Origin of the sequence: Jannaschia seohaensis (assembly GCF_900116765.1) — a bacterium.
Taxonomy (GTDB): Bacteria; Pseudomonadota; Alphaproteobacteria; order Rhodobacterales; family Rhodobacteraceae; genus Jannaschia; species Jannaschia seohaensis.
Genome location: NZ_UETC01000005.1, coordinates 66,345 through 91,715 on the forward strand (window position 1 = coordinate 66,345; position 25,371 = coordinate 91,715).

Here is a 25,371-nt window from a genome sequence, read left to right on the forward strand (position 1 = left end):
CGCGCCCCTCATCGGCGCAGCCTCGGGTCGGCGAGGGTGTAGGCGACCTCGACCAGGAAGGTCACGCAGATCACCGCGAAGACCAGCAGCATCGTCACCGATTGCACCACGATCAGGTCGCGCTGGGTGATCCCCTGGAAGATCAGGCGTCCGAGGCCCGGCAGGAAGAACACGTTCTCGATGATGATCGCGCCGGCCAGCAGGAAGGAGAATTGCAGGCCCAGGATCGTCAGCACCGGGATGGCCGCGTTGCGCAACGCGTGGCGGAGGACGACGGCGCGGCGGCTCAGGCCCTTGGCGCGCGCGGTGCGGATGTAGTCGCGGTCCAGCGTGTCCAGCACCGCCGAGCGCAGAACCCGCGCCAGGATCGACGCTTGCGGCAGGGCCAGGGCCAGCGCGGGCAGGGTCAGGGATTTCAGCGCCGCGCCCGGGTCCGACCAGCCCGGAAAGCCTCCCGCCGAGACCCACCGGAGTTGCACCGCGAAGACGAAGACCAGGAGCATCGCGAACCAGAAATTCGGCACCGCGATGCCGAGTTGCGTCGCCCCCATGATCCCCCAATCCGCCGGGCCGCCCCGGCGGGAGGCCGCGATCAGGCCTACGGGGATCGCGATCAGGATCGTCAGCGTCAGCGCATAAAGCGCAAGCGGCGCCGAGACGGTGATCCGGTCGGCCACGAGGTCCGCCACGGGGACGCGATAGGTATAGGAGGTGCCGAAATCGCCGGTGAGCATGCCGGCGACCCAATGGAGGTAGCGGTCGAGGAGGCTGCCCTCCAGGCCAAGCTCGGCGCGGAGGGCGGCGACGGCCTCGGGTTCCGCGTTGAGGCCCAGCATGAAGGCGGCCGGATCGCCGGGCACGGCTTGGAGCATCACGAAGATCACGACGCTCGCCACGGCCAGCGACAGGCTCAGGGACAGGGCACGGGTCAGGAGGGCGCGCGGCATGGCCGGACGCTAACCCCGGGCTCGCCCGGGGGAAAGGGCGGGCGTGGCGACCCCGGGGTGAGAGGGGCCGATTTGTGCCGCGCCCGCGGGAGAATTGCGCACCGTCCGCAGCTTTCGTCGCGCGTTATCGGTCCGTCAACCGATCGGCTGGTATTGGGACGCCCAGCGCAGCGCTCAAGGAGGCGACTTGGACCATCTGACTGACGTCCCGTCTCGGGCCGCCGCTCCGGTCATCGGGGGGCGGGGGGCGATGATCCACCTGCCTGGGTCGCGCGATCCGCGCAGCATCGTCTCGGGGCGTGCGCCTGCCCCGGCGAAACCGCGCGACAGCGGGGCGCCGGCCCATGCGGACAAGCGGCGGCGGGGAACATGATGGACGGCGGCGCGTCCGAGGATTTCCGCTTCGCTCTGCGCGCGGCAACGCGCGGGGACCATGACCGGGTCGACAGGCTCGTGACCGGACTCGACATCGCGACGCGCGCGGGGTTCGCGCGCTTTGCCCAGGTCCATCTTGCCTGTTTTCGGGCGGTTCAGGACGAGGCGCCGTCGGCGACGCTGGCGGCGATGGTTTCGGCCCTGCGCGCCGATCTGGCCAAAGTCGCTCCGGCCGCTCGGGTCTCCGTCGCGGTCCTGGGGCCGGTCGATCCCTTGGCTGCCGCCTATATGGTCGAAGGCTCCCGCATGGGGACGCGCGTTCTGCATGGGCGGTGGGCCGCCTCCAAGGACGCTCTGGTGCGCGCGGCCGACCGCTATTTCGGCTTGCCGCCGGACAAGGGGGGCTGGCGCGCCGTGACCTCGGCGCTCGGCCAGGTCGCAATCGGTTCGCCCCGCGCCGCCCGGATCGAAGCCGACACGCGGCGCCTCTTCGCGCTCTTCGCCGACCGTCTGGAGGCCGAGGGCTGACGCGCTGTCACGGAACCGTCGCGCAGCCGTAATACGCCCGTCACCGAACCTGCCGACACCGCCCGCGACATGACCGAAGGGGGCCACATGGTTCGTCATCTTCTTCTGGGGGCTTCGGCCCTCGCCCTGGCCACGGGCGCGCAGGCGCAGGGCTTCAACCGCATCGCGAGCTTTCCGGTCACCGCCAACCTGCCCGAAGGCGCGGACCCCGAGACCGAGACGGCGCCCGAGATCATCGCCGCCTCCGGCGATACGCTGGTCTATACCGACAGCCCGCTTGGGGCGCTGGGCTTCATCGACATTTCCGATCCGGCGAGCCCGCAGCCGCTGGGCGCGATGATGCTGGAGGGAGAGCCGACCGCCGTGGCCGTCGCGGGCGGCTTCGCCCTGGTCGGGGTCAACACCTCCGAGAGCTTTACCGACCCCTCGGGCCATCTGGTCGAGATCGACATCGCGTCCCAGACCGAGATCGGCCGCTGCGACCTGCCGGGCCAGCCCGACAGCGTCGCCGTGGCCCCGGGTGCGAGCTTCCTCGCCGTTGCCATCGAGAACGAGCGGGACGAGGACCTGAATGACGGGGTGATCCCCCAGATGCCCGCCGGCTCGGTCTTCATGGTGGACCTGACCGCCGAGGGCCTGATCGACTGCGGCACAGCGCGGGTGGCCGACGTCACCGGCCTGGCCGAGGTCGCCCCCTCCGATCCCGAGCCGGAATTCGTCGCCATCAACGCCGCGGGCGAGGTCGTGGTGACCTTGCAGGAAAACAACCACATCGTGGTTCTCGACCGGGACGGCGCGGTTCTGTCCCATTTCTCCGCTGGGGCGGTCGACCTGACCGGCATCGACGCGACCGACCGCGACGGCGCGGGCCGCGGCGCGCTCACCTTTGGCGAAGCGCAGCCCGGCCGCCTGCGCGAGCCGGACGCCGTAGCCTGGATCGACGATGACCATTTCGCCACCGCCAACGAGGGCGATTACGAGGGCGGCTCGCGCGGCTGGACGATTTTCAACCAGGACGGGACCGTCATCTACGAGAACGGCACCGGGTTCGAACACGCCATCGTCGAGATCGGCCACTATCCCGACCGCCGCAGCGATGCGAAGGGCGTCGAGCCCGAGAGCGTCGCCTTCGCTGAGGTGGCCGGCACGCCGATGGTCTTCGTCGGCTCGGAGCGGGGCTCGGTCGTCGGCGTCTACGACGTGACCGACCCGGCCGCGCCGGTTCTGGCACAGCTGTTGCCCTCGGGCGTCGGGCCGGAGGGCTATGCCGTCCCGGCCGATCGCGGCCTGCTGGTGACCGCGAACGAGGGTGACCTGACCGAGGATGGCGGCGCCCGCGCCCATGTCATGATCTACCGCTATGGCGCGGCCGCGCCGGTTTATCCGCATCTCACTTCGGAAGGTGCGGATGAGTTGATCGGCTGGGGCGCGCTCTCGGGCCTCGTGGCCGATGGCGACCGGCTCTATGCGGTCAATGACAGTTTCTACGGCATGCAGCCGCGGATCTTCACCATCGACCCGAGCCAGATCCCCGCCCGCATCACCGGCTCTGTCGACGTCACCCGCGGCGGCATGCCCGCGCAGAAGCTGGACCTGGAGGGGATTGCGACGGACGGGGAGGGCGGCTTCTGGCTCGCCTCCGAGGGGCGGTCGGACCGGCTGGTGCCGCACGCGCTCTACCGCGTCGATGCCGGGGGCGAGATCCAGGAGGAGATCGCGCTGCCGCAGGCGCTGCTGGACGTCGAGACCCGCTTCGGGATGGAGGGCGTGACCCGTGATGGCGAGACGCTCTACATCGCGATCCAGCGCCCCTGGCGGGACGATCCGGCGGATCACGTGAAGCTGCTGCGCTACGACATCTCCGCCAAGGAGTGGGCCGTCGCCCATTATCCGACCGAGCCTGCCGAGACCGGCTGGGTCGGCCTCTCGGAGATCGTCGCCCATGATGGCGCGCTCTATCTGATCGAGCGCGACGACCAGATCGGCGCGGCCGCCCGGATCAAGCAGATCACCCGGGTCGCGCTGGACGGGGTGGCGTTCGTTCCCCTCGGTGAGACGCCCAACGTCGTCGAGAAGGAGGTCGTGCGCGACCTGCTGCCCAACCTGCGCGCCACGGGCGGCTATGTCGTCGATAAGGTCGAGGGGCTGGCGATCCTGGCCGACGGCACGGCCTATGTCGTGACCGACAATGACGGGGTCGATGACAGCTCTGGCGAGACGCTGTTCTTCACGGTCCCGCTCAACTGAATTCCAGCAGGGTCATTTTAGAAGGCGACGGGCCAAGCATACCCCATGCCGGGCCAATTTTCTTAAAGGGCGGTGGGCATGGTGATGCCCACCCTACGCGCACCGGAGCCCGGCCCTGTCTGGGGCGCGCCTCAGTCCTGCGCGCGCAGGATCCGGGCGGGCCGGGCGGCGAGGGGACGCCAGGCGAAGGCCAGACCGGCGAGCAGGGTCGCCAAGGCGCCGCCCAGCACGATAGCCAGCGCCGAGACGGGCTCGAAGGCATAGGGCGCTTCCATCACCAGCGTCAGCACGCCCCAGCCGGCGGCAGCGCCCCCGAGGATGGCCACGACCCCCGCCGCCGCGCCCAGAAGCGCGGAGCGGATCGCGAAGCTGGTCAGGATCGTCCCGCGCGTGGCCCCCACGGTCTTGAGCACCGAGGCCTCGAACACGCGCCCCCGCTCCCCCGCCGCCGCCGCGCCGATCAGCACCACGAAGCCGGTGAGCAGGGTCGCGCCCGCGCCCCAGGAGGTGGCGGCGGCCAGGGCCGAGAGCGCCTCGGTCACGAGGTCGATGGCGTCGCGCACTCGGATCGCGGTGATGTTGGGCGCGTCGCCCGCCACGTCGCGCAGGATCTGCCCCTCGGCCTCCTGCTCGGCATAGACGGTCGAGAGCCAGGTATGCGGGGCGCCGCGCAGGGCCGCTTCGTTGAAGATCAGCACGAAGCCGATCCCGCCCGAAGAGAAATCCACTTCCCGGAAGGACGTCACCGTCCCCGCGACTTCGCGCCCCAGCACGTTCATCACGATCTCGTCGCCCAGTTCGACGCCCAGCTCGTCCGCCTCCTCCTGCGCCATTGAGATCTGGGGCGGGCCGTCATAGCCCTCGGGCCACCATTCCCCGCCGGTGATCCGGGTCCCGGGGGGCAGGGTGTCGGCGAAGCTGATGCGCCGGTCGCCGCGCGTCACCCAGTGATCGAACTCCCGCGCGGGGGTGCCGTCGATGGACTGGACCACGCCGCCCAGCATCGGCGCATAGTCGACGCGGCTGACGGCCGGGTCGCCTTGCACGCGGTCCAGGAAGGTCTCCAGCTGGTTGGGCTGGATGTCGACGAAGAAGTAGGAGGGCGCGACCTCGGGCAGGTCGCGGTCGATGGCGGCGCGCATATTGGCGTCGATCTGCCCCACGGCGGCCAGCACCGTCAGGCCCAGGCCGAGCGACAGCACCACCGCCGTCGCCTCGCCTCCCGGCCCGCCCACGGCGCCGAGCGCGAGGCGCAATGCCGGATTGCCCCGGGCAAGACGCGTGCGCGCGAGGCGCCGCGACAGCACCCGCACGCCCCAGGCCGCGCCGATCAGGACCGCCAGCGCCGCGAGGATCCCGCCCGAAGCATAGAGCGCCAGCTCCGGGATCCCCGACAGCCAGGCCGACGACCCGATCAGCACCAGCACGGCGACGGCCAGGGCGGCCATGTAGCGTTTGCGCGGGAACCCCCTCGCGGGACCGGAGGCATCGCGGAAGAGCGACGCGGCGCGCACCTGCTCGGTCCGCGCCAACGGCCAGAGCGTGAAGATCAGCGCCGTCAGCGCGCCATAGAGCGCGGCTTCGACCAGCGGGAAGGGGTGGACGCCCAAGGCGACCGGCACCGGCAGTTGGGCTTCGATGAAGGGCGCGGCGGCCAGCGGGATCAGCACTCCCAGGATCAGGCCCAGCAGGATGCCGATCCCGGCCAGCACCCCGATCTGCATCAGATAGGCCGCGAAGATCGTCCGCCCCTCGGCCCCCACGGTCTTGAGCGTCGCGATGACCGGCGTCTTGCGCTCCAGATAGGCGCGCACGGCCGCCGAGACGCCGACGCCGCCCACGGCCAGACCGGCGAGGCCGACCAGCACGAGGAACGACCCGATCCGCTTCACGAAGCGCTCCACCTGCGGCGCGGCGTTGCGCCGGTCGCGCCAGCGCGCGCCGGTGCCTTCCAACTCGACCTCGACCTGCGCCCGCAGCACGTCCAGCGCCTCGTCGGTTGTGTCGGGCGGCAGCAGAAGGCGATACTTCGTCTCGAACAGCGAGCCCTCGGCCAAGAGGCCCGCCCCCGCCAGCGCCGCGCTGGACACCAGGGTGCGCGGGCCCAGGCCGAAGCCGTCGCCGCCCGCATCCGGCTCCCGCTGCAAGAGCGCCGTGATCGTCAATTCCCGCGTGCCGAGCCAGAGCGCATCGCCGACTTCCAGCCCCAGCCGGTCGGCCAGGACCGGATGCACGATCACGCCGTTTCCGGCCAGCGCCTTGTCCAGGGAGATGTCGGGGGCAATCTCCACCGCGCCCACGAGCGGGTAGAGATCGTCCACCGCCTTCACCTGGGTCAGGGCGCGGTCGGCCTCGATCCCTTCGCCCGTGGCGGCCATGGAGCGGAAATCGTAGATCTCGCTCATCGTCCCGAGGCTCGCGAGATAGGCCCGCTCCGCCTCGCTGCCGCGGCGGAAGTCCCATTCGATCTCCGCGTCGCCGCCCAGGATATTGCGGCCCTCCCGCTCCAGGCCCTCGGTGATCGAGACGCGGACGGAGCCGACCGCGGCGATGGCGGCGACGCCCAGGGCGAGACAGGCGAGAAAGATATAGAAGCCGCCCAGGCCGCCGCGCAGCTCCCGCCCCGCGATCCGGGCGGCTTGTGCGAGCCAGGTCATTCCGCCGCCTCCGCCGTGCGGCGCGTCTCCCGGTCCAGCCGCCCGTCCACCAGCCGGATCGTCCGGTCGCAGCGGTCGGCCAACTCCTGGCTATGGGTCACGAGAACCAGCGTCGCGCCGTGCCGGTCGCGCAGGCCGAAGAGCAGATCCATGATCGCCGCGCCGGTCGCCTGGTCCAGGTTCCCGGTTGGCTCGTCGGCCAACAGGATGTCGGGGCGGGGGGCGGCGGCGCGAGCCAGGGCCACGCGCTGCTGCTCGCCGCCCGACATCTGCGCGGGGTAGTGGCCGGTGCGGTGGCCCAGGCCCACGGCGTCCAACTCGGCCGCCGCGCGGTCGAAGGCGTCGGCCACGCCGGCCAGTTCCAGCGGGGTGGCGACGTTTTCCAGCGCGGTCATGGTCGGGATCAGGTGGAAGGATTGGAACACCACGCCCATATGCCCCCTGCGGAAGCGGGCCAGCGCGTCCTCGTCCATCGCCGTCAGGTCGTGGCCCAGCGCCTCGACCGCGCCGGAGGTCGCGCGCTCCAGCCCACCCATGAGCATGAGGAGAGACGATTTGCCACTGCCCGACGGCCCGACCAGCCCCACCGTCTCCTTGGCGGCCACCTCCAGCGAGATGTCGTGCAGGATGTCGACGACACCCGCATTGCCTTGCAGCGAGAGCGATACGTCGCGGAGCGACAGGACCATGGGAAACCTCCGGGCGATGTGGCGTTTCGCTCGATATGGGGCGATGCGGCGACTGAACAAGGCGGTTCAGTTTTGCGCGCTGCCCGTTGTTTTGGCATTCGCCGCGCCCGCCGCCGCCGAGCCCGTCACCGTGGTTGCCTTGGGCGACTCGCTGACGGCGGGCTACGGACTGCCGGAGGGGCAGGGCTTCGTCCCCCAATTGCAGGCCTGGTTGGAGGGGCAGGGGATCGCGGCGGAGATCGTCAACGCGGGCGTGTCGGGTGACACGACGGCGGGCGGTCTGGCGCGCCTGGACTGGGCGTTGTCGGAGGGCACGGACGCGATGATCGTCGCACTGGGCGGCAACGACCTGCTGCGCGGCATCCCGCCGGCGGCGAGCCGGGCCAATCTGGCGGCGATCCTGACCGAGGTGGCCGAGGCGCGTGGCCTGCCCGTGCTGGTGATCGGGCTGGAGGCGCCGGGCAATTACGGCCCGGCCTTCCAGGAGGCGTTCGACGCCATGTATCCCGAGCTCGCCGCGGAATATGGCGCGCTCCACGAAGACTCGTTCCTGGGCCCGCTCGTGACCGAGCTCGACGCGGCCACCGCGCGCCAGCGCTACATGCAGGCCGATGGCATCCACCCCAACCGCGAGGGCGTGGGGGTCATTGTCGAGGCGCTCGGCCCCAGCGTGGCCGAATTGGTCGCGCGCGCGGGGCAGAACCGGTAGCCGCGCGCGGCGCCTCCCTTCTTCCCTGCCCAAATATCCCGGGGGTCCGGGGGCTGGCCCCCGGTCCTCCCGATCGATCTGGCGGGTCCGTCAGCGGCTAAATCGAGCCCGTCGCGCCCCCCGCCGCCGTCACATCGTCATTCGGAACCGCAGGAATCCGTCCTCCGAGACGTCCAACTCCTCCAGCGTCACACCGGGCACGCCGTCGGCATAGGCCGCGCCGCCCGGGCCGGTCTCGAAGATCGCGGTCGTGCCTTCCATCGGAACGAAGGACCAGTTCGCGTCGGCCGAGGGCGAGATCGTGCCCTGCTCCACGATATAGCGGACGATCACGTCGCGGTTCGTGTCCGGCGCCTCCAAGATGACGGTCGAGCCATCCGCCCCGGGGAAGCTGCCGCCGCCGCCCGCGCGGTAATTGTTGGTGGCGATGACGAATTCCTGCTCCGGGTCGATCGGGGCGCCCTGATAGGTCAGGTTCACGATCCGGTTCGCGTCCGGGTTCACCACCGCGCCGTCGCGGTCGAAGCGGGCGGGCTGGCTCAGATCGATCTGATACTCCACGCCGTCGATCACGTCGAAATTGTAGGAGGGGAAGTCCGGGTTGAGCAGGACGGCATCCTGGGCGCCCGGCTCGATCTGGTTGAACATCCCGGCAGAACGCTCCAGCCAGTCCTTCACCTGCTGGCCGGTCACGCGCACGGCGCGCACCGTGTTGGGATAGAGGTAGAGGTCGGCCACGTTGCGGATCGCCACGTCGCCCGCGGGCACGTCGGTGAAGTATTCCGCGCCACCGCGCCCGCCCGCCTTGAAAGGCGCGGCAGCCGACAGGACCGGCAGCCCCTCATGCGCGGTGCCGACCAGCAGAGGCTCGACATACCAGCGCTGGGCGTTGGAGACGATCTGCACCGACGGGTCGTCGGCCACCAGCGCGAAATAGCTGTGGAGCGGCGCGTCGGTCTTGCCGACCGCGCGGCGGACATAGGCGAGGGTGGCCTCGTGCTCCGCCTCGGTCGCGGCCAGGACGTCCGCCGCGCTCTCGACCTGCGGCTGCCAGGAGCGGTCCTCCTGCCGCACCGCGATGGGCCGCAGGGTCTGCTCCGAGGCGGCGATGCGCCAGCCCGTGCCGTCCCGCTCAAGCATCAGGTCGACCAGGCCCATATGCGAGCCCCAGAAGCCGGGCATGACGGCGGGCTTGCCGTGGATCGTGCCAGCGGCGGCGTCCACGCCCTCCACGCCCTTATAGGCGCTGCCCGGGAACTCCCGGTGGTGGTGGCCGGTCAGGACGACGTCGATGCCGGGCACGGCGGCGAGCGGGACGGAGGCGTTCTCCATCATCTCCTCATAGGCCGCTGGGCCGATCCCCGAGTGGCTGAGCGCGATGACGATGTCGGCGCCCGCCTCGCGCATCTGCGGCACATAGGCCTCGGCGGTCTTGACGATGTCGCGGACCGAGACGTTGCCCTCCAGATGGCGGCGGTCCCAAGTCATGATCTGGGGCGGGGTGAAGCCGATGATGCCGATCTTGATCGGCGCCGTCTCGCCGGCGCCATCTGTGATCTGGCGCTCAAGGATGACATAAGGCGGCACCAGGGTGTCGTCCTGGGCAGGGGTGGCGCCCATGGTCTTGGCGACATTGGCCAGAACCACCGGGAACTCGGCCCCGGCCAGGGCCTTCATCAGGAAGTCGAGCCCGTAGTTGAACTCGTGATTGCCGATGGTGGCCGCGTCGAAGCCGACCGTGTTCATGGCGGTGATGATGGGGTGCATGTCCCCCTCCTTCATCCCCCGCTCATAGGCGATGTAGTCGCCCATCGGGTTGCCTTGCAGAAAGTCGCCATTGTCGAGGACCAGGGCGTTGCCCGATTCGGCGCGAAGGTCGTCGATCAGGGCGGCGGTGCGGGCCAGGCCGACCGTATCGACCTGCCGGTCGCCGTAATAGTCGTAGGGCCAGACATGGACATGCAGGTCGGTCGTCTCGGCGATGCGCAGGTGGGCCTGCCCCGCCTGGGCGCGGGCGGCGAAGGGGTGGACCATGACGAGGCCGGTGGCGGCCGTCTTGGCAAGAAAGTCGCGGCGGGTGAAGGGCATCGGATTCTCCGTCTCTGATGATGCGACGTTACATGCTTCGCCCGAATGCTCATCGGTTTTGTGACATGCGCTGGGTGGAACCGGGCCGAGGAGGGGCAATTGCCTGCTGAACGGGCAGACGACCGTTCATGCTCATCGACAGGACGTGTGCCGAGCGCCCGGAGCTGGCGGGGCGCGGGCGCGCGCCATGACGAGGCGCACTGCACCCGCTGCGCCAAGATGTGCGGCGACTGCGCCGACAACTGCCGGGTCGCGGCGGCGAACCTGTGAGGCGGGGTTATGTGAGTGTGCCGCTTTAAAGGCGGAGACTCACATCATCGGACGGTCTGCGCGTGTCCTGTCGCGCGCTCCGTGGCTTGGCTTTGGGATGACGCCACAGGGCAAGGGGCTGCCACGAAAGTGGTGTCGGGTCGGACGTTTTCGAGAGCAGCCGCCGCCCCGGCGACGATTGATGCGTATTTTGCGCAAATCCGGTTTCCCATACAGCGCCAATGGCTCTCCGTGGCCCCCTTTGTCGCTCGGCCGGCGGGGGGACCTTTATTCTGCCCCGGCACTTTCCGCTTCAAGCCCTGAACCCGCCGCACTGATGTCCAATGGGAGAGACAGTAGTATTTCGTTCTGGTCGATAGAGTTGAATGATGATGGCTGACGTTGCCGATGACATGCTGCGGTTCGTCCGAGACGAGAGCGGGGGCATGGAGACGATATCGGTTCTCCTCTGGATGCCGCTCGTCCTGTCCCTGTTCATGCTTGTCGCAGACCTTTCCTATGTGCTCTTCAGCCGGTCCAACCTCATGAGGATTGCCGAGGACGGCACGCGGCTGCGTTCGCTTGGTGTCTTCGAAACTGACCTCGAAGTGGTGGACTACATCGGGCAGAAGGTTGCGCCGAGCAGTACGCTGCCGCCGACGATCAGCAGCACGGTCAGTCTCGGCGTGGTGCGGACACAACTCCAGGTCAACGTCTCTTCGATCGAGATGCTCGGGATCATCTCGCGGCTCTCCAACGACGTGCAACTCACGATCGCGGTCAGCCAGTTCAAAGAGAACCCGGAGGTCTGACAAATGCGCGCGCGCCTCTTGGGCTTCATACGATCTGAAAGCGGCACTGCCACTGTGGAGGTGTTGTTCTGGGTCGTTCTCGTCGTTGGACTGCTGTTGACCACTTTGGGGGCGAGCCTCGCCCTGCAAGGCTACGTCGCCGTGACGCGCGGCATCCATGAGGGCCACCGGCAACTCTCAATCGGTCAGTTCAAGACCGTGGAGGAGACCGAGACATATATCGAGACGCAAATCGCGTCGTTCTATGCGGGCGCGGATGCGACCGTGACTCTTGTCGGGAACATGGTCGATACGACGGTCACAATTCCTTGGAGCGCCATCGACCCCACCGGGCTTCTGGACGCCGTCGGGGTCACGTCGGTCTCCTTCGCCGCCATGCATCGAGTGGAGTGGATACCATGATACGAGCTTTCAGACCCTCCAAGCGGTCACGCCGCGCGTTCGCCACCGACGAATCCGGGGGCATCACGGTCTTCGGGCTGTTCCTGTTCATGGCCTGCTGCGGGATGGCCGGCTTGGCGCTCGACGTCTCGCACGCTTTCCTGACGCGCACCAAGCTCCAGGCCGCCGCGGACAGCGCAGCGCACGCCGCGCTCGTGGCGCGTCAGACCCAGACCGAAACGGAGGCGGCGCAGATCGCACTGGACGTCGTGGAACGGTCGCTTCCGGCCGCGGCGAACGGCCAGGTGATCACGACGGACGACGTGGTCTTCGGCCTCTGGGACGAGACGCTGCGCACCTTCGTCGCCTCCACCGGAGCTAAGGACGCCGTCATGGTCGACACCGCGCGCATCGAGGCCCGCGGCAATCCGGTCGGCGCGTTCCTTCTGCGGATCGTTGGTCAGGACTCCTTCAGCGTCTTGCGCAAGTCGGTCGCCTATACCTTCGAGCCGCGATGCATGCTCGAGGGCTTCGTCGGCGAGGAGTATGTCGACGTCACCAGTAACAACTACTACACACAAGGTTTCTGCATTCATTCCAACGGTTATGTCGAGGTCTCGAGCAACAACACCTACGAGGAAGGTGTGATCGTCTCGATGCCCGACCGCAACGACATCGTGCTTCCGAGCAGCGGCTGGGAATCGAATGACGGCCTCCGGGAGGCCATGCGGGACTCCTATTACGAGATCAACGCGGCCGAGCGCGTCGCGATCATGCGCGCCGGCCTGACCGATCCCACATCGCCGATCTATCCGGACTACCTCACGACCCATTTTCCGGTGACGCTCTCCTGGCAGAGCGTGATCGACGAAACCACCTGGCAGCCTGGCCGGATCCACGAAGTCACGTGCAACAGTTCCAACCAGCGCGTGCGCGTCGCGGGCGGCACGGTCTTGCGCCGGGGCGTGCTAATTACGAATTGCGAGGTCGCCTTCGGGGCCGACGCGGCGGCGGAGGACGTGAACCTGGTCACAACGAGCCCGTCGCTCGACTCGATCACCGGGGCGTCCGGCATCCGGATGGGCCTCGACGATGACTGCGCCCCAGGTGGCGGCGCACAGTTCTTTACACTGGGGGGTATGCGCGTCCCCGCGAGCTTCCGGATCTTCGGTTCGCGTGTGATTGCGGGCGGTCCGGTCAGTTTCGTTGCCGATACCGGCGGCATCGATGGCGCGCACGTCGTCAGCGATGCGTACGTCTCCGCGACCGCAGGCGGCACGATCGGGTTCTGTGGAGTCGAAGGGCTCCCTGAATGGTACAAGCAGCGATACTACCGGATCGTGTTCTGACGCGTCGGAAGATCTTACTGGAACAGATTTGAGCGGAACGATCCCAGGCGCTCGGCGCGCCTGGGGCCGCGCGAAGGCCCGCCCCAGCTTGCAAGAGAAGACAGGCCGCAGATCCTTCCCGGACGGATATGGCAGGGGACCGGAGGGAAGACCGCTTCCGGAGCGCAGATTGACCCGGCTCGGAACCCGTCTCGCATCAGGAGAAGGTCAGGTCGCCGCTCGCCACGAACTCGCGTGCGTCGGCCAATTCTCTCCCAGCATGCAACAAGGCACCCTCAACTAAGATCGCGCCAGACCGGCCGCCCATTGAAATCGGCTCCCCGTCGGATGTGCCTGCGAGGAGCAGGGCTGGACCATCCGCTGTCTCCGCGGCCCTGAGGACGAGCGCGTCGTCCGTCTTTTGGTCGGGGCCACCATCGGCGGCCACTCCGTGCAAGTCTCGAAAGAAAAAGGCCGCCCCGAAGGGCGGCCTTGCATCTCGCAAACTCCGATGCCTCAGACGTCCGGCTGGTCGTCGCCGCCGGAGCGGCCCTCGGGCGTCGACACCGGGCCGCTATCGTCGCCGAAATCGTCCGCGGCGCCGCCGATATCGTCGAACAGCTCCTGGATCTCGAACTCGGCCGCGGCCTCTTCCTCGGCGGCCAGCTCCTGGATGGACTTGCCGGCGGCCTGAAGCTCCGCTTCCTCGGGGGAGCGGGCGACGTTGAGCTCGATCTCGACCTCGACCTCGGGGTGCAGCACCACGGTCACCTTGTGCAGGCCGAGATACTTGATCGGCGCTTGCAGCGCGACCTGGCCGCGATGCAGCGTGAAGCCGCCCTCGGTCGCCACCTCGGCCGCATCGCGGGTCGAGACGGAGCCATAGAGCGCGCCCGCGTCGGAGGCCTGGCGGATGACGACGAATTGCTGGCCGCCGAGACGGCCGGCCATCGCTTCGGCCTCTTTCTTCGACTCGAGGTTGTCGGCCTCAAGCTGGGCCTTGCGGCTCTCGAAGGCGGCGACATTGGCCTCGGAGGCGGTCAGCGCCTTGCCCTGGGGCAGCAGATAGTTGCGCGCATAGCCGGGCTTGACGTCGACGACGTCGCCCATCTGGCCGAGTTTGGCCACGCGTTCCAGCAGGATCAGTTGCATCTCTGTCTCCTCACTTCACGGCGTAGGGCAGCAGCGCCAGGAAGCGCGCGCGCTTGATCGCCTGGGCCAGCTTGCGCTGGTTCTTAGCCGAGACGGCGGTGATGCGGGACGGGACGATCTTGCCGCGCTCGCTGATATAGCGCTGCAGCAGGCGGGTGTCCTTGTAGTCGATCTTGGGCGCGTTGGGACCGGCGAAGGGATCGGTCTTGCGGCGGCGGAAGAAGGGTTTGGCAGCCATTGTCCGGTCTCCTTAACGGCGCTCGCGGCGGGAATCCCGCTCGTCGCGCTTTTGCATCTGGATCGAGGGGCCTTCCTCGTGGGCGTCGACCTTGACGGTCAGCACGCGCATGACGTCGTCATGCAGGCGGGCGAGGCGCTCCATCTCCTGCACGGCGGCCGAGGGCGCGTCGGTGCGCAGGAAGGCGTAATGGCCCTTGCGGTTTTTGTTGATCTTGTAGGCCATCGTCTTGACGCCCCAATACTCGCTGTCGACGACGGTGCCGCCATTATCCGCGAGAACGGTGGAGAAGTGTTCGACAAGGCCTTCGGCCTGCGCGTTGGACAGATCCTGACGCGCGATCATGACATGCTCATAGAGCGGCATGTGTGCTCCTGTTCTTGTAACGCGTGTTTCATAGACCGGATCGAGGCCCGTCCTCCGGTCACGAGAGGCCACGCGGGTCATCGTGTCGACGGGTCCGCGCTCCATACACGTCTGAGCGCCGCGCGCAAGCCGTGCCGTCGCTGGACGCCGGCGCGGGGCGGCGGCAAGGTGCCGGCATGGATGGCCTGCATCAGGACGCGGACGGGGTGGTGCATTGCGCCTGGCAGCCGGACAACCCGGCCGTTCGCGCCTATCACGACAACGAATACGGGCGCCCCTCGGCGGACGAGACCCGCATCTTCGAGAAATTCTGCCTGGAGATTCTTGCCTCGGGGCTCAATTTCGGCAACCTCCTGCGGCGCCGTGAGCTTGTGCGGGAGGCGTTCGACGGCTTCGCGCTGGACCGGGTGGCGGAGTATGGGGTGCTGGACCTGGCGCGTCTGATGCGCGCCGATGGGGTCGTGCATAACGAACGCAAGCTCCGCGCCTGCCTGCACAACGCCCGGCTCGCCCGCGCTCTGCGCGCCCGGCCCGGCGGCTTGCCCGGGCTGCTTTGGGCCCATGAGCCGGGGCCGGAGGAGCGCCCCGACCGCATGACCCTCGACTGGATGCGGGCCAATCCGACCAACGCTTCGGCCGCGCGGCTGGCCCGGCGGCTCAAGGCCGAGGGGTGGCACTGGGTCGGTCCGGTGGTCTGCTACGGCGTGTTCCAAGGGCTGGGTCTGGTCAACGACCACCTGGAGGGCTGCCCGTTGCGGCCCGCCTGCTCTGCCGCGCGGGCGGATTTCGTCCCGCCGGCATGAAAAGGGGGCCCCGCGCGGGGCCCCGATCTCGTGGCGTCAGGGACGGGCTCAGTCGAACTAGGCCTCATCCACGCTTTCCAGCGACTCCAGCTGCTCTTCGCTCAGCCGGGTGACATAGGCGTAATTCGCATCGTCGATCGCGACGAGGCGGACATCGCCCACCTCGACCATCACGTGCTTGTCGCCCGGGTCGAGGAAGCCGCCGATTTCGGCCACGACGCCGACCTTCTCGCCGGACGGGTTGAGCACGACGTCTTCGATCTCGCCGATCTGGTTGACTCCGTCGCCATTGATGTCGAACGCATCCCAAGAGCCTTCGGTTTCGCCCCAGGTTGTCTCGTCATACTGAGCGGCGATGGAATGGACCGGCGCGCCGGTGATGTCGCGGGTGCGGATCAACTCGGAAATGTCGACCATCTGAGCCTGAGCGGCCAGGGGCGCCACCAAGGCGGCGGCGAGTGTGGTGGAGGTCAGGAAGCGAACCAAGTCGCGTGCCTGTCTGTTTGCGGGCTGGTGCGCAGACAACGTAGCTCGCCGCGCCTCAGTGCTGGCGGCGTTCGAGTCTGGAAGAAAATCTGTCGCAGTGCTGGGCGCGCGGTCAGGCCCCCTGGAACGCAAAGCGGCGGCCCCCGGAGGGACCGCCGCCGACGCCGCGACCCGACAGGGTCGGGCGGCTCGTTCCGGCTGTCCTTAGAAGAACGCCTGAAGCCCGGTCTGCGCCCGGCCCAAGATCAGCGCGTGGACGTCATGGGTGCCTTCATAGGTGTTGACCGTCTCCAAGTTCATCATGTGGCGGATCACGCCATATTCCTCGGAGATCCCGTTGCCGCCATGCATGTCGCGCGCCAGCCGCGCCACGTCCAGCGCCTTGCCGCAATTGTTCCGCTTCATCAGCGAGATGGCCTCGGGCGCGGCCGTGCCCGCCTCCATCATGCGTCCCAGCTGCAACGAGCCTTGCAGGCCCAGCGCGATCTCGGTCTGCATGTCGGCGAGCTTTTTCTGGACCAGCTGGGTCTGCGCCAGGGGGCGGCCGAACTGTTTGCGGTCCAGCGTGTATTGCCGCGCCTGGTGCCAGCACGCCTCCGCCGCCCCCATCACGCCCCAACTGATGCCGTAGCGCGCGCGGTTGAGGCAGCCGAACGGTCCCTTGAGCCCCGAAACCCCAGGCAGCAGAGCATCCTCGCCGACCTCGACCCCGTCCATCACGATCTCGCCGGTGGTTGAGGCGCGCAAAGACTGCTTGCCCTTGATCGTCGGCGCCGAGAGCCCGGTCATGCCCTTTTCCAGCACGAAGCCTCGAATCTTGCCGTCATGGGCGTCGGACTTGGCCCAGACGACGAAGACATCGGCGAAGGGCGCATTGGAGATCCACATCTTGGACCCGGTCAGGCGGTAGCCCGTGTCGGTCTTCTCCGCCCGCGTCTTCATTCCGGCGGGGTCCGATCCGGCATCGGGCTCTGTCAGGCCGAAACAGCCGATCAGATCCCCGGCAGCGAGCCCCGGCAGATATTTCTGCTTCTGCTCCTCGGAGCCGTAGGCATGGATCGGATACATCACGAGCGAGGACTGCACCGACATCATCGAGCGGTAGCCGCTATCGACCCGCTCGATCTCGCGCGCGACGAGGCCATAGGTCACGTAACCGGCGCCGAGACCGCCATATTCCTCCGGAATGGTCACGCCCAGAAGACCGGCGTCGCCCATCTTCTTGAACAGGCCGGGATTGGACGTCTCCTTAGCATAGGCCTCGCGCACGATCGGCGCCAGCTCGGTCTCGGCGAAGGTGCGCGCCGCGTCGCGCAGCATCCGCTCCTCCTCGCTCAACTGGTCCTCCAGACGCAGCGGGTCGTCCCAGACGAAAGCGGACAGGTCGGGGCCGTGCCCCTCGGATGCGATATCCTTCATGGCGTTCTCCTGTGGGTTGCGCCGCAAATAGACCGTCCGTGCCCTTCGCGCAACGCGCAGGCAGGTCGCAGGTTGACCCGCGCCCGCGCCCCATGCCCCATGTCGGCCATGAACAGCATCGACGACGTGCAGGCCGCGCTGGCCGCCCAGAACTACGTATGCGGCCGGGCGCTGGCCACGGTGACCTTCCTGGCGCTGACGCTCCAGCGGCCGCTCTTCCTGGAGGGGGAGGCGGGCACCGGCAAGACCGAAATCGCCAAGGCCCTCGCCGCCGCGATGGGCCGCCGCCTCATCCGCCTGCAATGCTATGAGGGGCTCGACGCCGCCTCCGCCGTCTATGAGTGGAACTTCGCCGCACAGATGATCGCGCTGCGCCGGGCCGAGGCCACCGGAGAAACCCCGCCCGATCTCTTCTCCGACGAATTCCTGATCGCGCGCCCCCTGCTGGAGGCGATGCGCCCGCAGCCGGGCGGCGCCCCGGTCCTGCTGATCGACGAGATCGACCGCACCGACGCCCCCTTCGAGGCCTTCCTGCTGGAGGCGCTCTCGGACTTCCAGGTCACCATCCCCGAGACCGGCACGGTCAAGGCGCCCGAGCCGCCCATCGTGATCCTCACCTCCAACCGCACCCGCGAGGTCCACGATGCGCTCAAGCGCCGCTGCCTCTACCATTGGGTCGACTATCCCAGCCATGAGCGCGAGATGGAGATCCTCGCCGCCCGCGCCCCCGAGGCGTCCGAACGCCTGAGCCGCGAGGTCGTGGCCTTCGTGCAGCGGCTGCGCACCGAGGATCTCTTCAAGAAGCCCGGCGTCGCCGAGACGCTCGACTGGGCGAAATGCCTTCTGGCCCTCGACATGATCGAGCTCTCGCCCGAGGTCATCTCCGACACGCTCGGCGCGCTGCTCAAATATCAGGACGACATCCAGAAGCTCCAAGGATCCGAGGCCAAGCGCATTCTCGACGAGGTCCGGGCGGAGATCGCCTGATCGACATGGTCGCGCCCTCCCTCATCTTGCCTCAAATACCTTGGGGGTCCGGGGGCTAGCCCCCGGTCCGCCATCCGCCATGGAGCACGCCCCCCTCGACCTCCCCGAGCACCCGAAGCTCGCCGGCAACATCGCCTATTTCGCCGCCGCGCTGCGCCGCGCGGGGGTGCCGGTCGGCCCTGACCGCTTGCTGCTCGCGACCGAGGCCGTCGCGGCGGCGGGCTTTACCGACCGCGCCGATTTCCACCATACGCTCCAGGCCGTCTTCGTGCAGCGACCCGAGCATCGCGCGATCTTCGACCAGCTTTTTCGCCTTTACTGGCGCGACCCGCGCTACCTCGAGCACATGATGGGCCTGCTGACCCCGACCGTGCGCGGCGTCCAGGAGGAGCGGCGCGCCAAGCCCGCCGAGAAGCGGGCCGCCGAAGCGCTGCTCGACCAGGCCGAGGAGCGCCCGCAGGAAAGCGACGAGGCGCCCGAGGAAGAGGTCGAGATCGACGCGACCGCCACCGCCTCCGGCAAGGAACGGCTCCGCACCCTCGATTTCGAGCAGATGTCCACCGCCGAGATGGCCGAGGCCAGGCGCATTCTCTCGACGCTGGCGCTGCCGGTCCGTCCGCTGCCCTCGCGCCGAACCGAAGCCGCCCCAAAGGGCCGAATCGATCGCCGCGCCACGCTGCGCGCCGCGCTTCGCCGGGGCGAGATCCAGGCGCTCAAGCGCGCGCGGCCTCGGACGCGCTGGCCCAATCTCGTCGCGCTCTGCGACATTTCGGGGTCGATGTCGTCCTATTCGCGGGCGCTGCTGCACTTCCTTCATGCCGTGGCCAACCGGCAGGGGCAGGGTTGGGCCGAGGTGCATGCCTTCACCTTCGGCACCCGGCTGACCAATATCACCCGCCATCTGCGCACCCGCGACGTGGATGCCGCATTGGCCGCCGCCGGCGCGGAGGCCCAGGATTGGGAGGGCGGCACGCGGATCGGCGACGCGCTACACGCCTTCAACCGGGACTGGTCGCGGCGCGTGCTGGGGCAGGGGGCCGTGGTCCTCCTGGTGACGGATGGGCTGGACCGGGGAGATCCCGCCATGCTGGAGCACGAAGCGCGGCGCCTGCACCTGACGGCGCGCAAGGTGATCTGGCTCAACCCGCTCCTGCGCTGGGACGGCTTCGCGCCCAAGGCCCAGGGCATCCGCGCCCTGCTGCCCCATGTCGACAGCCTGCGGGCGGGCCACTCGATCGGCGCGCTGGAGGGCCTGGCCGAGGCGTTGTCGCGCCCGGATGACGTGGGCGAGCTGGCGCGTCTGCGCGGCTGATCGCGCAGGATCCGGGTCGCGCGACGCCCGCGCCCTGCGCCAGGCACGGGGCCTCAGAGAAAGGACGCCCCATGCGCATCACCCCGCTTGACCCCGCCTTCGTCGCCGCCATTCGGGCCGGCGGCCCCGACGCCAACGGACAGCCCCCGGAGCGGGCCACCTCTCCGGGCGCGGGCACCCCCTGCCGCAATTGCCTGCACGACATCTCGGAGGGCGACGAGATGCTAATCCTCGCGGCGCGGCCCTTTCCCGCGCCGCAGCCCTATGCCGAGACCGGGCCGGTCTTCCTGCATGCCGAAGCCTGCACGGCCTGGAACGCGCCCGGCCTGCCGCCGGTCATGGCGGTCTCCCCGGACTATCTGATCAAGGCCTACTCGGCCGATCATCGGATCCTCTATGGCACAGGCGCCGTCGTGCCCTCGGGCGCGCTCGGCGCAGAGATTGAGGAGCGACTCGAGCGCGAGGATGTGGCCTTCGTCGATATCCGCTCCGCCCGGAACAACTGCTTCCTCGCCCGTGCCGTGGCCGGGTAGCGGTGGGGCGGAACCGGCCGCGCCCGGGCGGCGTTGGGTCGCGCGCACGGCCGCTATCGCATATCCAACCGGCCACGCATAACCCTGCCAATGGGGGCACACGCCCCCGAACATGTTCCTTCAGGAGGTCGCATATGCGCCGTCCCGTCTCTCATCTCGCTGCCATATGCGCCTCGCTCGCGCTGGCGGTGCCCCCCGTCACGCTACCGCTGCACGCGCAGGAGCGGCTCAATCGCGAGCAGGCGATTCAGCTCTGCGTGGAAAAGACCGGCTCCCGGGATCGCCAGACCGTGGGGGCCTGCGTGGTCGAGGAATTCGAGGCCCGCGGACAGCAGGGCGCCGCCGACGAGGCACGCCGCATTCTGGAGCAGGAGGCCGCCGATGCCGCCGCCGCCGAAGAGGCGGCCCCCCCGATGGACCGCGACCGCGCCATCCAGATCTGCCGGGAACGGCTCGAGTCCGACGACCGCCAGACGGTCGGCGCCTGCGTCGCCGATGAACTGGAGGCCGCGGGGCAGGTCGAGCAGGCGCAGCGGGTCCGCGAGGTGCTCGCCGAAGAGCGGCGTCAGGCGGCGCGGGCTGCCCAGGAGGCGCGCGAGGCAGAGGAACGGCGACAGGCCGAAGAGGCCCGCGCCGCGGAAGACCGCCGGCAGGCCGAACAGCGTGCCGCCGAGGAAGCCCGCGCCGCCGAAGAACGCCGCCAAGCCGAGCAGCGCGCCGCCGAGGCGGAAGCCGAGGCCGCCCGTCGCGCCGCCGAGGAGGCGTCCCGCCTCACCCGGGACGAAGCCATCCGCATCTGCGTCGACCGGCTGAACACCCGCGACCGCCAGATCGTCGGCGCCTGCGTCGCTGACGAGTTCGAAGCGGCGGGTCAGACCCGCCAAGCCGAGCGCGTCCGCACGGTCCTCGCCGAGGAGGCCGCCGCCGCCGAGGCCGCCGCCGCGCGCGCGGCCCAGGCGCAGGCCGAGGCGGAGACGCCGCCGGACCCGGATCGGATGCCGCTGACCCGTGAGGCGGCGCTGGAGGCCTGCCGCGCCGAGCTGGGACAGGTCCGCCGCACGACTCTGCGCGCCTGCATCGCCGACAAGCTGGAGGAAGACGGCCAGATCGCGGTGGCCGAGCGGATCCGGGCCAATCTGCCGGAGAGCCGCATCGCCGACGAGGTCGCCCAACGCGGGGAACCCGAGCTGACCGAGGCCGAACGCCAAGCGGCGGAACGCGCCGCCGGGGCCCTCGACGGTCAGGCCGCGACCGCCGCCGCCGCCGGTGGTGCCAGCACCGAGGTCGTGGAAGAGACGGTCGCGCTGGGCGAGGTCCGCTCTTCCGCGGACGATTTCGACACCACCGCCGTCGTGACCGACGACGATGATGGCGGCCTGTCGCGCAGCCAGAAGCTGGCGCTGGGCGCGCTGGGCGCCTTGGCTGTCGGGACGCTGCTGAGCAACCGCAACCGCGTCGTGTCGAATTCCGGCGACCGGGTGGTGGTGCAGCGCGACGATGGCGATCTGCAGGTGCTCAAGGATGACGACGCTTTGCTGCGGCAGCCGGGCTCCAACGTACGCACGGAAAACTTCGAGGACGGCTCGACCCGTACCACCTTCACCCGCGAGGATGGCAGCAAGGTCGTCACGATCCGCGACGCCTCGCTGCGCGTGCTGCGCCGGACGCTGATCGAGCCGAATGGCGAGGAATTCGTGCTGATCGACGACACCCGGGAGGTCGCGCCCGTCGATGTCTCGCAGCTGCCGGATCAACCGGTGGTGGCCCGGGCGGGCTCGGCCTTGGACCCGCTTGCGGGACTCGGCGTCGCGCCCAGCGACGACCCGCTGCGGGACGCACTGATGCGCGAGGCCGGGCTGACCTCGCCCGCAGTCGACCGCCGCTTTTCGCTGGCCCAGGTGCGCAACATCCCCGAAGTGCGCGCGCTGGCCCCGGCCTTCGAGGTGGCGGATGTGACCTTCGCCTCGGGCTCCGCCGCCATCGCGCCGGAGCAGGCCCGCAACCTGACCGACCTCGCCCGTCTCGTGCTGGAGGCCATCCGCGAGAACCCGCGCGAAGTGTTCCTGATCGAGGGCCACACGGATGCGGTGGGCGACGCGGCCTACAACCTCGCCCTCTCGGATCGCCGGGCGGAAAGCCTGGCGCTGGCGCTGAACGAGTATTTCGGCGTTCCGGTCGAGAATATGGTCGTGCAGGGCTATGGCGAGCAGTTCCTGAAGGTTCAGACCCTCGGCGATGAGCGGGCCAACCGCCGGGCCACGGTGCGGCAGATCACCGGGCTGCTGCGCACGGCGGCGGCGAACTGATCTTGCCGTGATGCGCGCCGGGCGGCCCGTCTCTGGAAAGAGGCGGGCCGTTCCGCGTATGGATGGGACGGGACCGGGGGCCAGCCCCCGGACCCCCGGAGTATTTTCGGCCAGAAGAAGGGCCAGAAGAAGGGGAAGACATGCGGGAGAGCCTGGACGACGCGCCCAAGGCGGCGCTGGACTGGCACCGCGCGGGCAAGGGCGCGGCGCTGGCGACCGTGATCGAGACCTGGGGCAGCGCGCCCCGGCCGGTCGGATCGCAGCTCGCTATCTCGGAGGACGCGGAGCTTGTCGGCTCCGTCTCGGGCGGCTGCGTCGAGGGCGCGGTCGTGGCCGAGGCGCTGGACGCGATGGGCGACGGGCGGCACCGGGTGCTGGAATACGGCGTCTCTGACGACGAGGCGTTCGCGGTGGGCCTCGCCTGTGGCGGCACCATCCGCATTCTGCTGGAGCCGGTGGGCGGCACGCTGCCTCCCGACCTGCTGGAGGAACTGACCACCCGCCGCGACCGCTCCGAGCCCGTGGGGCAGGTCGTCGATATCGAGACCGGCGCGACGCATCTGACCTCCGACGTGGCCGAGCGGCTGCGCGCCACCGGCAGCGGGTTCGAGCCCGAGAGCGCGCGCTTCGTCACCCTGCACGCGCCGCCGCTCAGGCTTGCGGTGGTGGGGGGCGTGCATATCGCCCAGGCGCTGGTCCCGATGGCGCGGCTGGCGGGCTATGCCCCGACCGTCATCGACCCGCGCGAGGCGTTCGCCTCCGCCGCCCGGTTCCCGGAGACGCCCCTGGTCCATGACTGGCCCGACGAGGCCATGCGCGCCTTCGCCCCGGACGCCCGCAGTGCCGTGGTTCTGCTGACCCATGACCCGAAGCTCGACGACCCCGCGCTGATCGAGGCGCTGCGCTCGCCTGCCTTCTATGTTGGCGCGCTCGGCTCCACCCGCACCCATGCCAAGCGCGTGGCGCGGCTTGCCGAGGCCGGGCTCACCGCCGAGGAGATCGCCCGGATCGACGCGCCCATCGGCCTTGATATTGGCGCGCGCAGCCCGGGCGAGATCGCCGTCGCGATCCTGGCGGCCATGATCCAGGCCCTGCGCCGCCCATGAGATTCGGGCCCGTCCCGGTGGCCGAAGCCGAGGGCCATGTGCTCGCCCATGCGGCCGAGGGCCGGCCGGGGGATGGGCGCATCCCCAAGGGCACCGTGCTGACGGCGGATCACATCGGCGCCCTGATCGCCGCGGGCCGGAGCGAGGTGATCGTGGCCCGGCTCGACCCCGGCGACGTGGACGAAGACGCCGCCGCCGACCGGTTCGCCCTCGCCATCGCCGGACCAGGGCTGGAGCCGAGCGCCGCCGGGACCGGGCGCGTGAACCTGCGCGCCAGGGGGTCGGGCATCGTCGCCATCGACACAGCCGCCATCGACGCGGCCAACCGCGTCGATCCCGGAATCACCGTCGCCACCGTGCCCTCCTGGCAGCGCCTGCCCGAAGGCGGCCTCGCCGCGACGATCAAGATCATCCCTTTCGCGGTGCCGGGCGACGCGCTGGATGCGGCCTGCGCCCAGGCGGCGGGGGCGATGACGCTGCTTGGCCCGGCCCTCGCCTCCGCCACGCTGATCGAGACGCGGCTGGGGGCCGAGCCGCTCCCCGACAAGGGGCGGCGCGCCATGGCGGCGCGCCTCGACCGCTTCGGCGTGGCCCTTTCGGAGCGGGTCACCGTGCCCCATGCCGCGCGGGATATCTCCGAGGCGCTGCGGGCGGCGCCAGGCGAGCTTCTGCTGATCCTGACGGCCTCCGCCACCAGCGACGTGCGCGACGTGGCCCCCGAGGGGGTGCGGGGCGCGGGCGGGTGCGTCATCCATTACGGGATGCCAGTCGATCCGGGGAACCTCCTGTTCCTCGGCATGCTGGGCGACCGGCCGGTAATCGGCTTGCCGGGCTGCGCCCGCTCGCCGGCGCTCAACGGGGCCGATTGGGTGCTGGAGCGGGTGATCTGCGGCCAGTCTCCGTGCGAAATCGACATTCCCGCGATGGGCGTCGGCGGCCTGCTCAAGGAAATTCCGACGCGCCCGCAGCCGCGGGAACGGCGGCGCTGAACGCGGCCTGCGGGCTGCGGCGAATTTGCGGTTCCCCACCCGCTTCGCCTGTGCTTACCTACGCCCAACAGGGAGGATTCAGAGATGGAAAACGTCACCTTGACCGTCAACGGTAAGGAACGTTCGGCCCCGGCCGAGGGCCGGACGCTGCTGGTGGAGTTTCTGCGCGAGGGGCTGCGCCTTACCGGCACCCATGTCGGCTGCGACACGTCGCAATGTGGCGCCTGTCTCGTTCATGTGGACGGGGAGCCGGTGAAGGCCTGCTCCGTCCTGGTGCAGGACATCGCCGGCGCCGAGGTCACCACGATCGAGGGTATGGCCAATGCCGACGGCTCGCTGGGTACGATCCAAGCCGCCTTCCGGGAGCATCACGGGCTGCAATGCGGTTTTTGCACACCGGGCATGGTGATGGCGGCGGCGTCGCTGCTCAAGGAGAACCCCAAGCCGACCGAGGCCGAGGTGCGCCACTACCTCGAAGGCAATATCTGCCGCTGCACCGGCTATCACAACATCGTCAAGGCGGTGATGGCCGCCTCGGGGCAGGACGTGGCGCCGCCCGCGGTCGCCGCCGAGTGACGAGATAGGGGCGGGCCAGCCGCACGGGCCAGCCCCTGCCCGGGGGCGCGGACGGGAGGAGCCGCGCCCCCACCCTTAGCCATCAGTC

Annotated in this window: 24 protein-coding genes; 15 read left to right on the plus strand and 9 right to left on the minus strand. The window is 69.5% G+C overall.

Annotated features, from left to right (window positions below):
* Positions 1–8 precede the first annotated feature (8 nt).
* Positions 9–947, minus strand: coding sequence for an ABC transporter permease (locus tag DTQ71_RS12175; RefSeq protein WP_109564572.1), 939 nt, complete (start codon positions 945–947; stop codon positions 9–11).
* Positions 948–1,316: 369 nt separating this feature from the next.
* On the opposite strand from DTQ71_RS12175, the gene DTQ71_RS12180 reads away from it, so the two are divergent.
* Entirely contained in the window at positions 1,317–1,850 is a 534-nt protein-coding gene (locus DTQ71_RS12180) for a biliverdin-producing heme oxygenase (protein ID WP_109564573.1), read from the plus strand.
* Between the two features lie 87 nt (positions 1,851–1,937).
* Positions 1,938–4,097, plus strand: a complete 2,160-nt coding sequence (locus tag DTQ71_RS12185) for an esterase-like activity of phytase family protein (RefSeq protein ID WP_109564574.1) — start codon at positions 1,938–1,940, stop codon at positions 4,095–4,097.
* Positions 4,098–4,228: 131 nt separating this feature from the next.
* Here the strand turns inward: DTQ71_RS12185 and DTQ71_RS12190 are convergent, their stop codons facing one another.
* The gene (locus tag DTQ71_RS12190) at positions 4,229–6,754 is read right to left on the minus strand and encodes an ABC transporter permease (protein ID WP_109564575.1); all 2,526 of its coding nucleotides are present in this window, start codon (positions 6,752–6,754) and stop codon (positions 4,229–4,231) included.
* A complete protein-coding gene (locus DTQ71_RS12195; protein WP_109564576.1) occupies positions 6,751–7,443 on the minus strand; it encodes an ABC transporter ATP-binding protein in 693 nt (230 codons plus the stop codon). Before DTQ71_RS12195 ends, DTQ71_RS12190 begins: the two co-directional genes overlap by 4 nt.
* Positions 7,444–7,486: 43 nt before the next feature.
* Between DTQ71_RS12195 and DTQ71_RS12200 the strand changes: the two genes are divergently transcribed.
* A complete protein-coding gene (locus DTQ71_RS12200; protein ID WP_109564811.1) occupies positions 7,487–8,152 on the plus strand; it encodes an arylesterase in 666 nt (221 codons plus the stop codon).
* A gap of 129 nt (positions 8,153–8,281) precedes the next feature.
* Here the strand turns inward: DTQ71_RS12200 and DTQ71_RS12205 are convergent, their stop codons facing one another.
* Complete coding sequence (locus tag DTQ71_RS12205) at positions 8,282–10,240, minus strand: bifunctional 2',3'-cyclic-nucleotide 2'-phosphodiesterase/3'-nucleotidase (protein ID WP_109564577.1); 1,959 nt, start codon at positions 10,238–10,240, stop codon at positions 8,282–8,284.
* A gap of 147 nt (positions 10,241–10,387) precedes the next feature.
* Between DTQ71_RS12205 and DTQ71_RS24630 the strand changes: the two genes are divergently transcribed.
* The 4 genes from DTQ71_RS24630 (at position 10,388) to DTQ71_RS12220 (ending at position 13,031) form a co-directional block, all read left to right on the plus strand.
* The gene (locus DTQ71_RS24630; protein ID WP_281271240.1) at positions 10,388–10,510 is read left to right on the plus strand and encodes a four-helix bundle copper-binding protein; all 123 of its coding nucleotides are present in this window, start codon (positions 10,388–10,390) and stop codon (positions 10,508–10,510) included.
* Between the two features lie 365 nt (positions 10,511–10,875).
* Positions 10,876–11,301: a TadE/TadG family type IV pilus assembly protein gene (locus tag DTQ71_RS12210; RefSeq protein ID WP_109564578.1), complete on the plus strand. Its 426-nt coding sequence runs from the start codon at positions 10,876–10,878 to the stop codon at positions 11,299–11,301.
* A gap of 60 nt (positions 11,302–11,361) precedes the next feature.
* A complete protein-coding gene (locus DTQ71_RS12215) occupies positions 11,362–11,703 on the plus strand; it encodes a hypothetical protein (RefSeq protein ID WP_170125417.1) in 342 nt (113 codons plus the stop codon).
* Positions 11,700–13,031 (plus strand): pilus assembly protein TadG-related protein, encoded by a 1,332-nt coding sequence (locus DTQ71_RS12220; protein ID WP_109564580.1) that lies wholly within the window; start codon positions 11,700–11,702, stop codon positions 13,029–13,031. Before DTQ71_RS12215 ends, DTQ71_RS12220 begins: the two co-directional genes overlap by 4 nt.
* Before the next feature lie 495 nt (positions 13,032–13,526).
* On the opposite strand, the gene rplI is transcribed toward DTQ71_RS12220, so the two are convergent.
* Genes rplI through rpsF form a run of 3 tightly spaced genes read right to left on the minus strand, consistent with a single transcriptional unit; the run spans position 13,527 to position 14,766 of the window.
* Positions 13,527–14,162: a 50S ribosomal protein L9 gene (gene rplI, locus DTQ71_RS12230; protein WP_109564582.1), complete on the minus strand. Its 636-nt coding sequence runs from the start codon at positions 14,160–14,162 to the stop codon at positions 13,527–13,529.
* 10 nt (positions 14,163–14,172) lie between these two features.
* Positions 14,173–14,400 (minus strand): 30S ribosomal protein S18, encoded by a 228-nt coding sequence (gene rpsR / locus DTQ71_RS12235; protein ID WP_109564583.1) that lies wholly within the window; start codon positions 14,398–14,400, stop codon positions 14,173–14,175.
* Between the two features lie 12 nt (positions 14,401–14,412).
* Positions 14,413–14,766 (minus strand): 30S ribosomal protein S6, encoded by a 354-nt coding sequence (gene rpsF, locus DTQ71_RS12240; RefSeq protein WP_109564584.1) that lies wholly within the window; start codon positions 14,764–14,766, stop codon positions 14,413–14,415.
* A gap of 176 nt (positions 14,767–14,942) precedes the next feature.
* Between rpsF and DTQ71_RS12245 the strand changes: the two genes are divergently transcribed.
* Positions 14,943–15,569, plus strand: a complete 627-nt coding sequence (locus DTQ71_RS12245; RefSeq protein WP_109564585.1) for a DNA-3-methyladenine glycosylase I — start codon at positions 14,943–14,945, stop codon at positions 15,567–15,569.
* Positions 15,570–15,626: 57 nt separating this feature from the next.
* Here DTQ71_RS12245 and DTQ71_RS12250 read toward each other — a convergent pair whose 3' ends face one another.
* Positions 15,627–16,055: a PRC-barrel domain-containing protein gene (locus tag DTQ71_RS12250; protein WP_245947478.1), complete on the minus strand. Its 429-nt coding sequence runs from the start codon at positions 16,053–16,055 to the stop codon at positions 15,627–15,629.
* A gap of 204 nt (positions 16,056–16,259) precedes the next feature.
* Entirely contained in the window at positions 16,260–17,474 is a 1,215-nt protein-coding gene (locus DTQ71_RS12255) for an acyl-CoA dehydrogenase (protein ID WP_109564586.1), read from the minus strand.
* A 99-nt stretch (positions 17,475–17,573) separates the two neighbouring features.
* Here DTQ71_RS12255 and DTQ71_RS12260 point away from each other — a divergent pair, with 99 nt between their 5' ends.
* From DTQ71_RS12260 to DTQ71_RS12290, 7 genes are all read left to right on the plus strand, one after another.
* Positions 17,574–18,461 (plus strand): AAA family ATPase, encoded by an 888-nt coding sequence (locus DTQ71_RS12260; protein WP_109564587.1) that lies wholly within the window; start codon positions 17,574–17,576, stop codon positions 18,459–18,461.
* Between the two features lie 79 nt (positions 18,462–18,540).
* Positions 18,541–19,773, plus strand: a complete 1,233-nt coding sequence (locus DTQ71_RS12265; protein ID WP_109564588.1) for a vWA domain-containing protein — start codon at positions 18,541–18,543, stop codon at positions 19,771–19,773.
* A 71-nt stretch (positions 19,774–19,844) separates the two neighbouring features.
* Positions 19,845–20,306 (plus strand): DUF1203 domain-containing protein, encoded by a 462-nt coding sequence (locus DTQ71_RS12270; protein ID WP_109564589.1) that lies wholly within the window; start codon positions 19,845–19,847, stop codon positions 20,304–20,306.
* Positions 20,307–20,440: 134 nt separating this feature from the next.
* Complete coding sequence (locus DTQ71_RS23805; protein WP_177876725.1) at positions 20,441–22,612, plus strand: OmpA family protein; 2,172 nt, start codon at positions 20,441–20,443, stop codon at positions 22,610–22,612.
* Between the two features lie 140 nt (positions 22,613–22,752).
* Positions 22,753–23,718, plus strand: a complete 966-nt coding sequence (locus tag DTQ71_RS12280) for an XdhC family protein (protein WP_109564590.1) — start codon at positions 22,753–22,755, stop codon at positions 23,716–23,718.
* On the plus strand, positions 23,715–24,707 hold the full coding sequence (locus DTQ71_RS12285; RefSeq protein ID WP_109564591.1) for a molybdopterin-binding protein: 993 nt from the start codon (positions 23,715–23,717) through the stop codon (positions 24,705–24,707). Before DTQ71_RS12280 ends, DTQ71_RS12285 begins: the two co-directional genes overlap by 4 nt.
* An 84-nt stretch (positions 24,708–24,791) precedes the next feature.
* Positions 24,792–25,283, plus strand: a complete 492-nt coding sequence (locus DTQ71_RS12290; protein WP_109564592.1) for a (2Fe-2S)-binding protein — start codon at positions 24,792–24,794, stop codon at positions 25,281–25,283.
* Positions 25,284–25,371 lie beyond the last annotated feature (88 nt).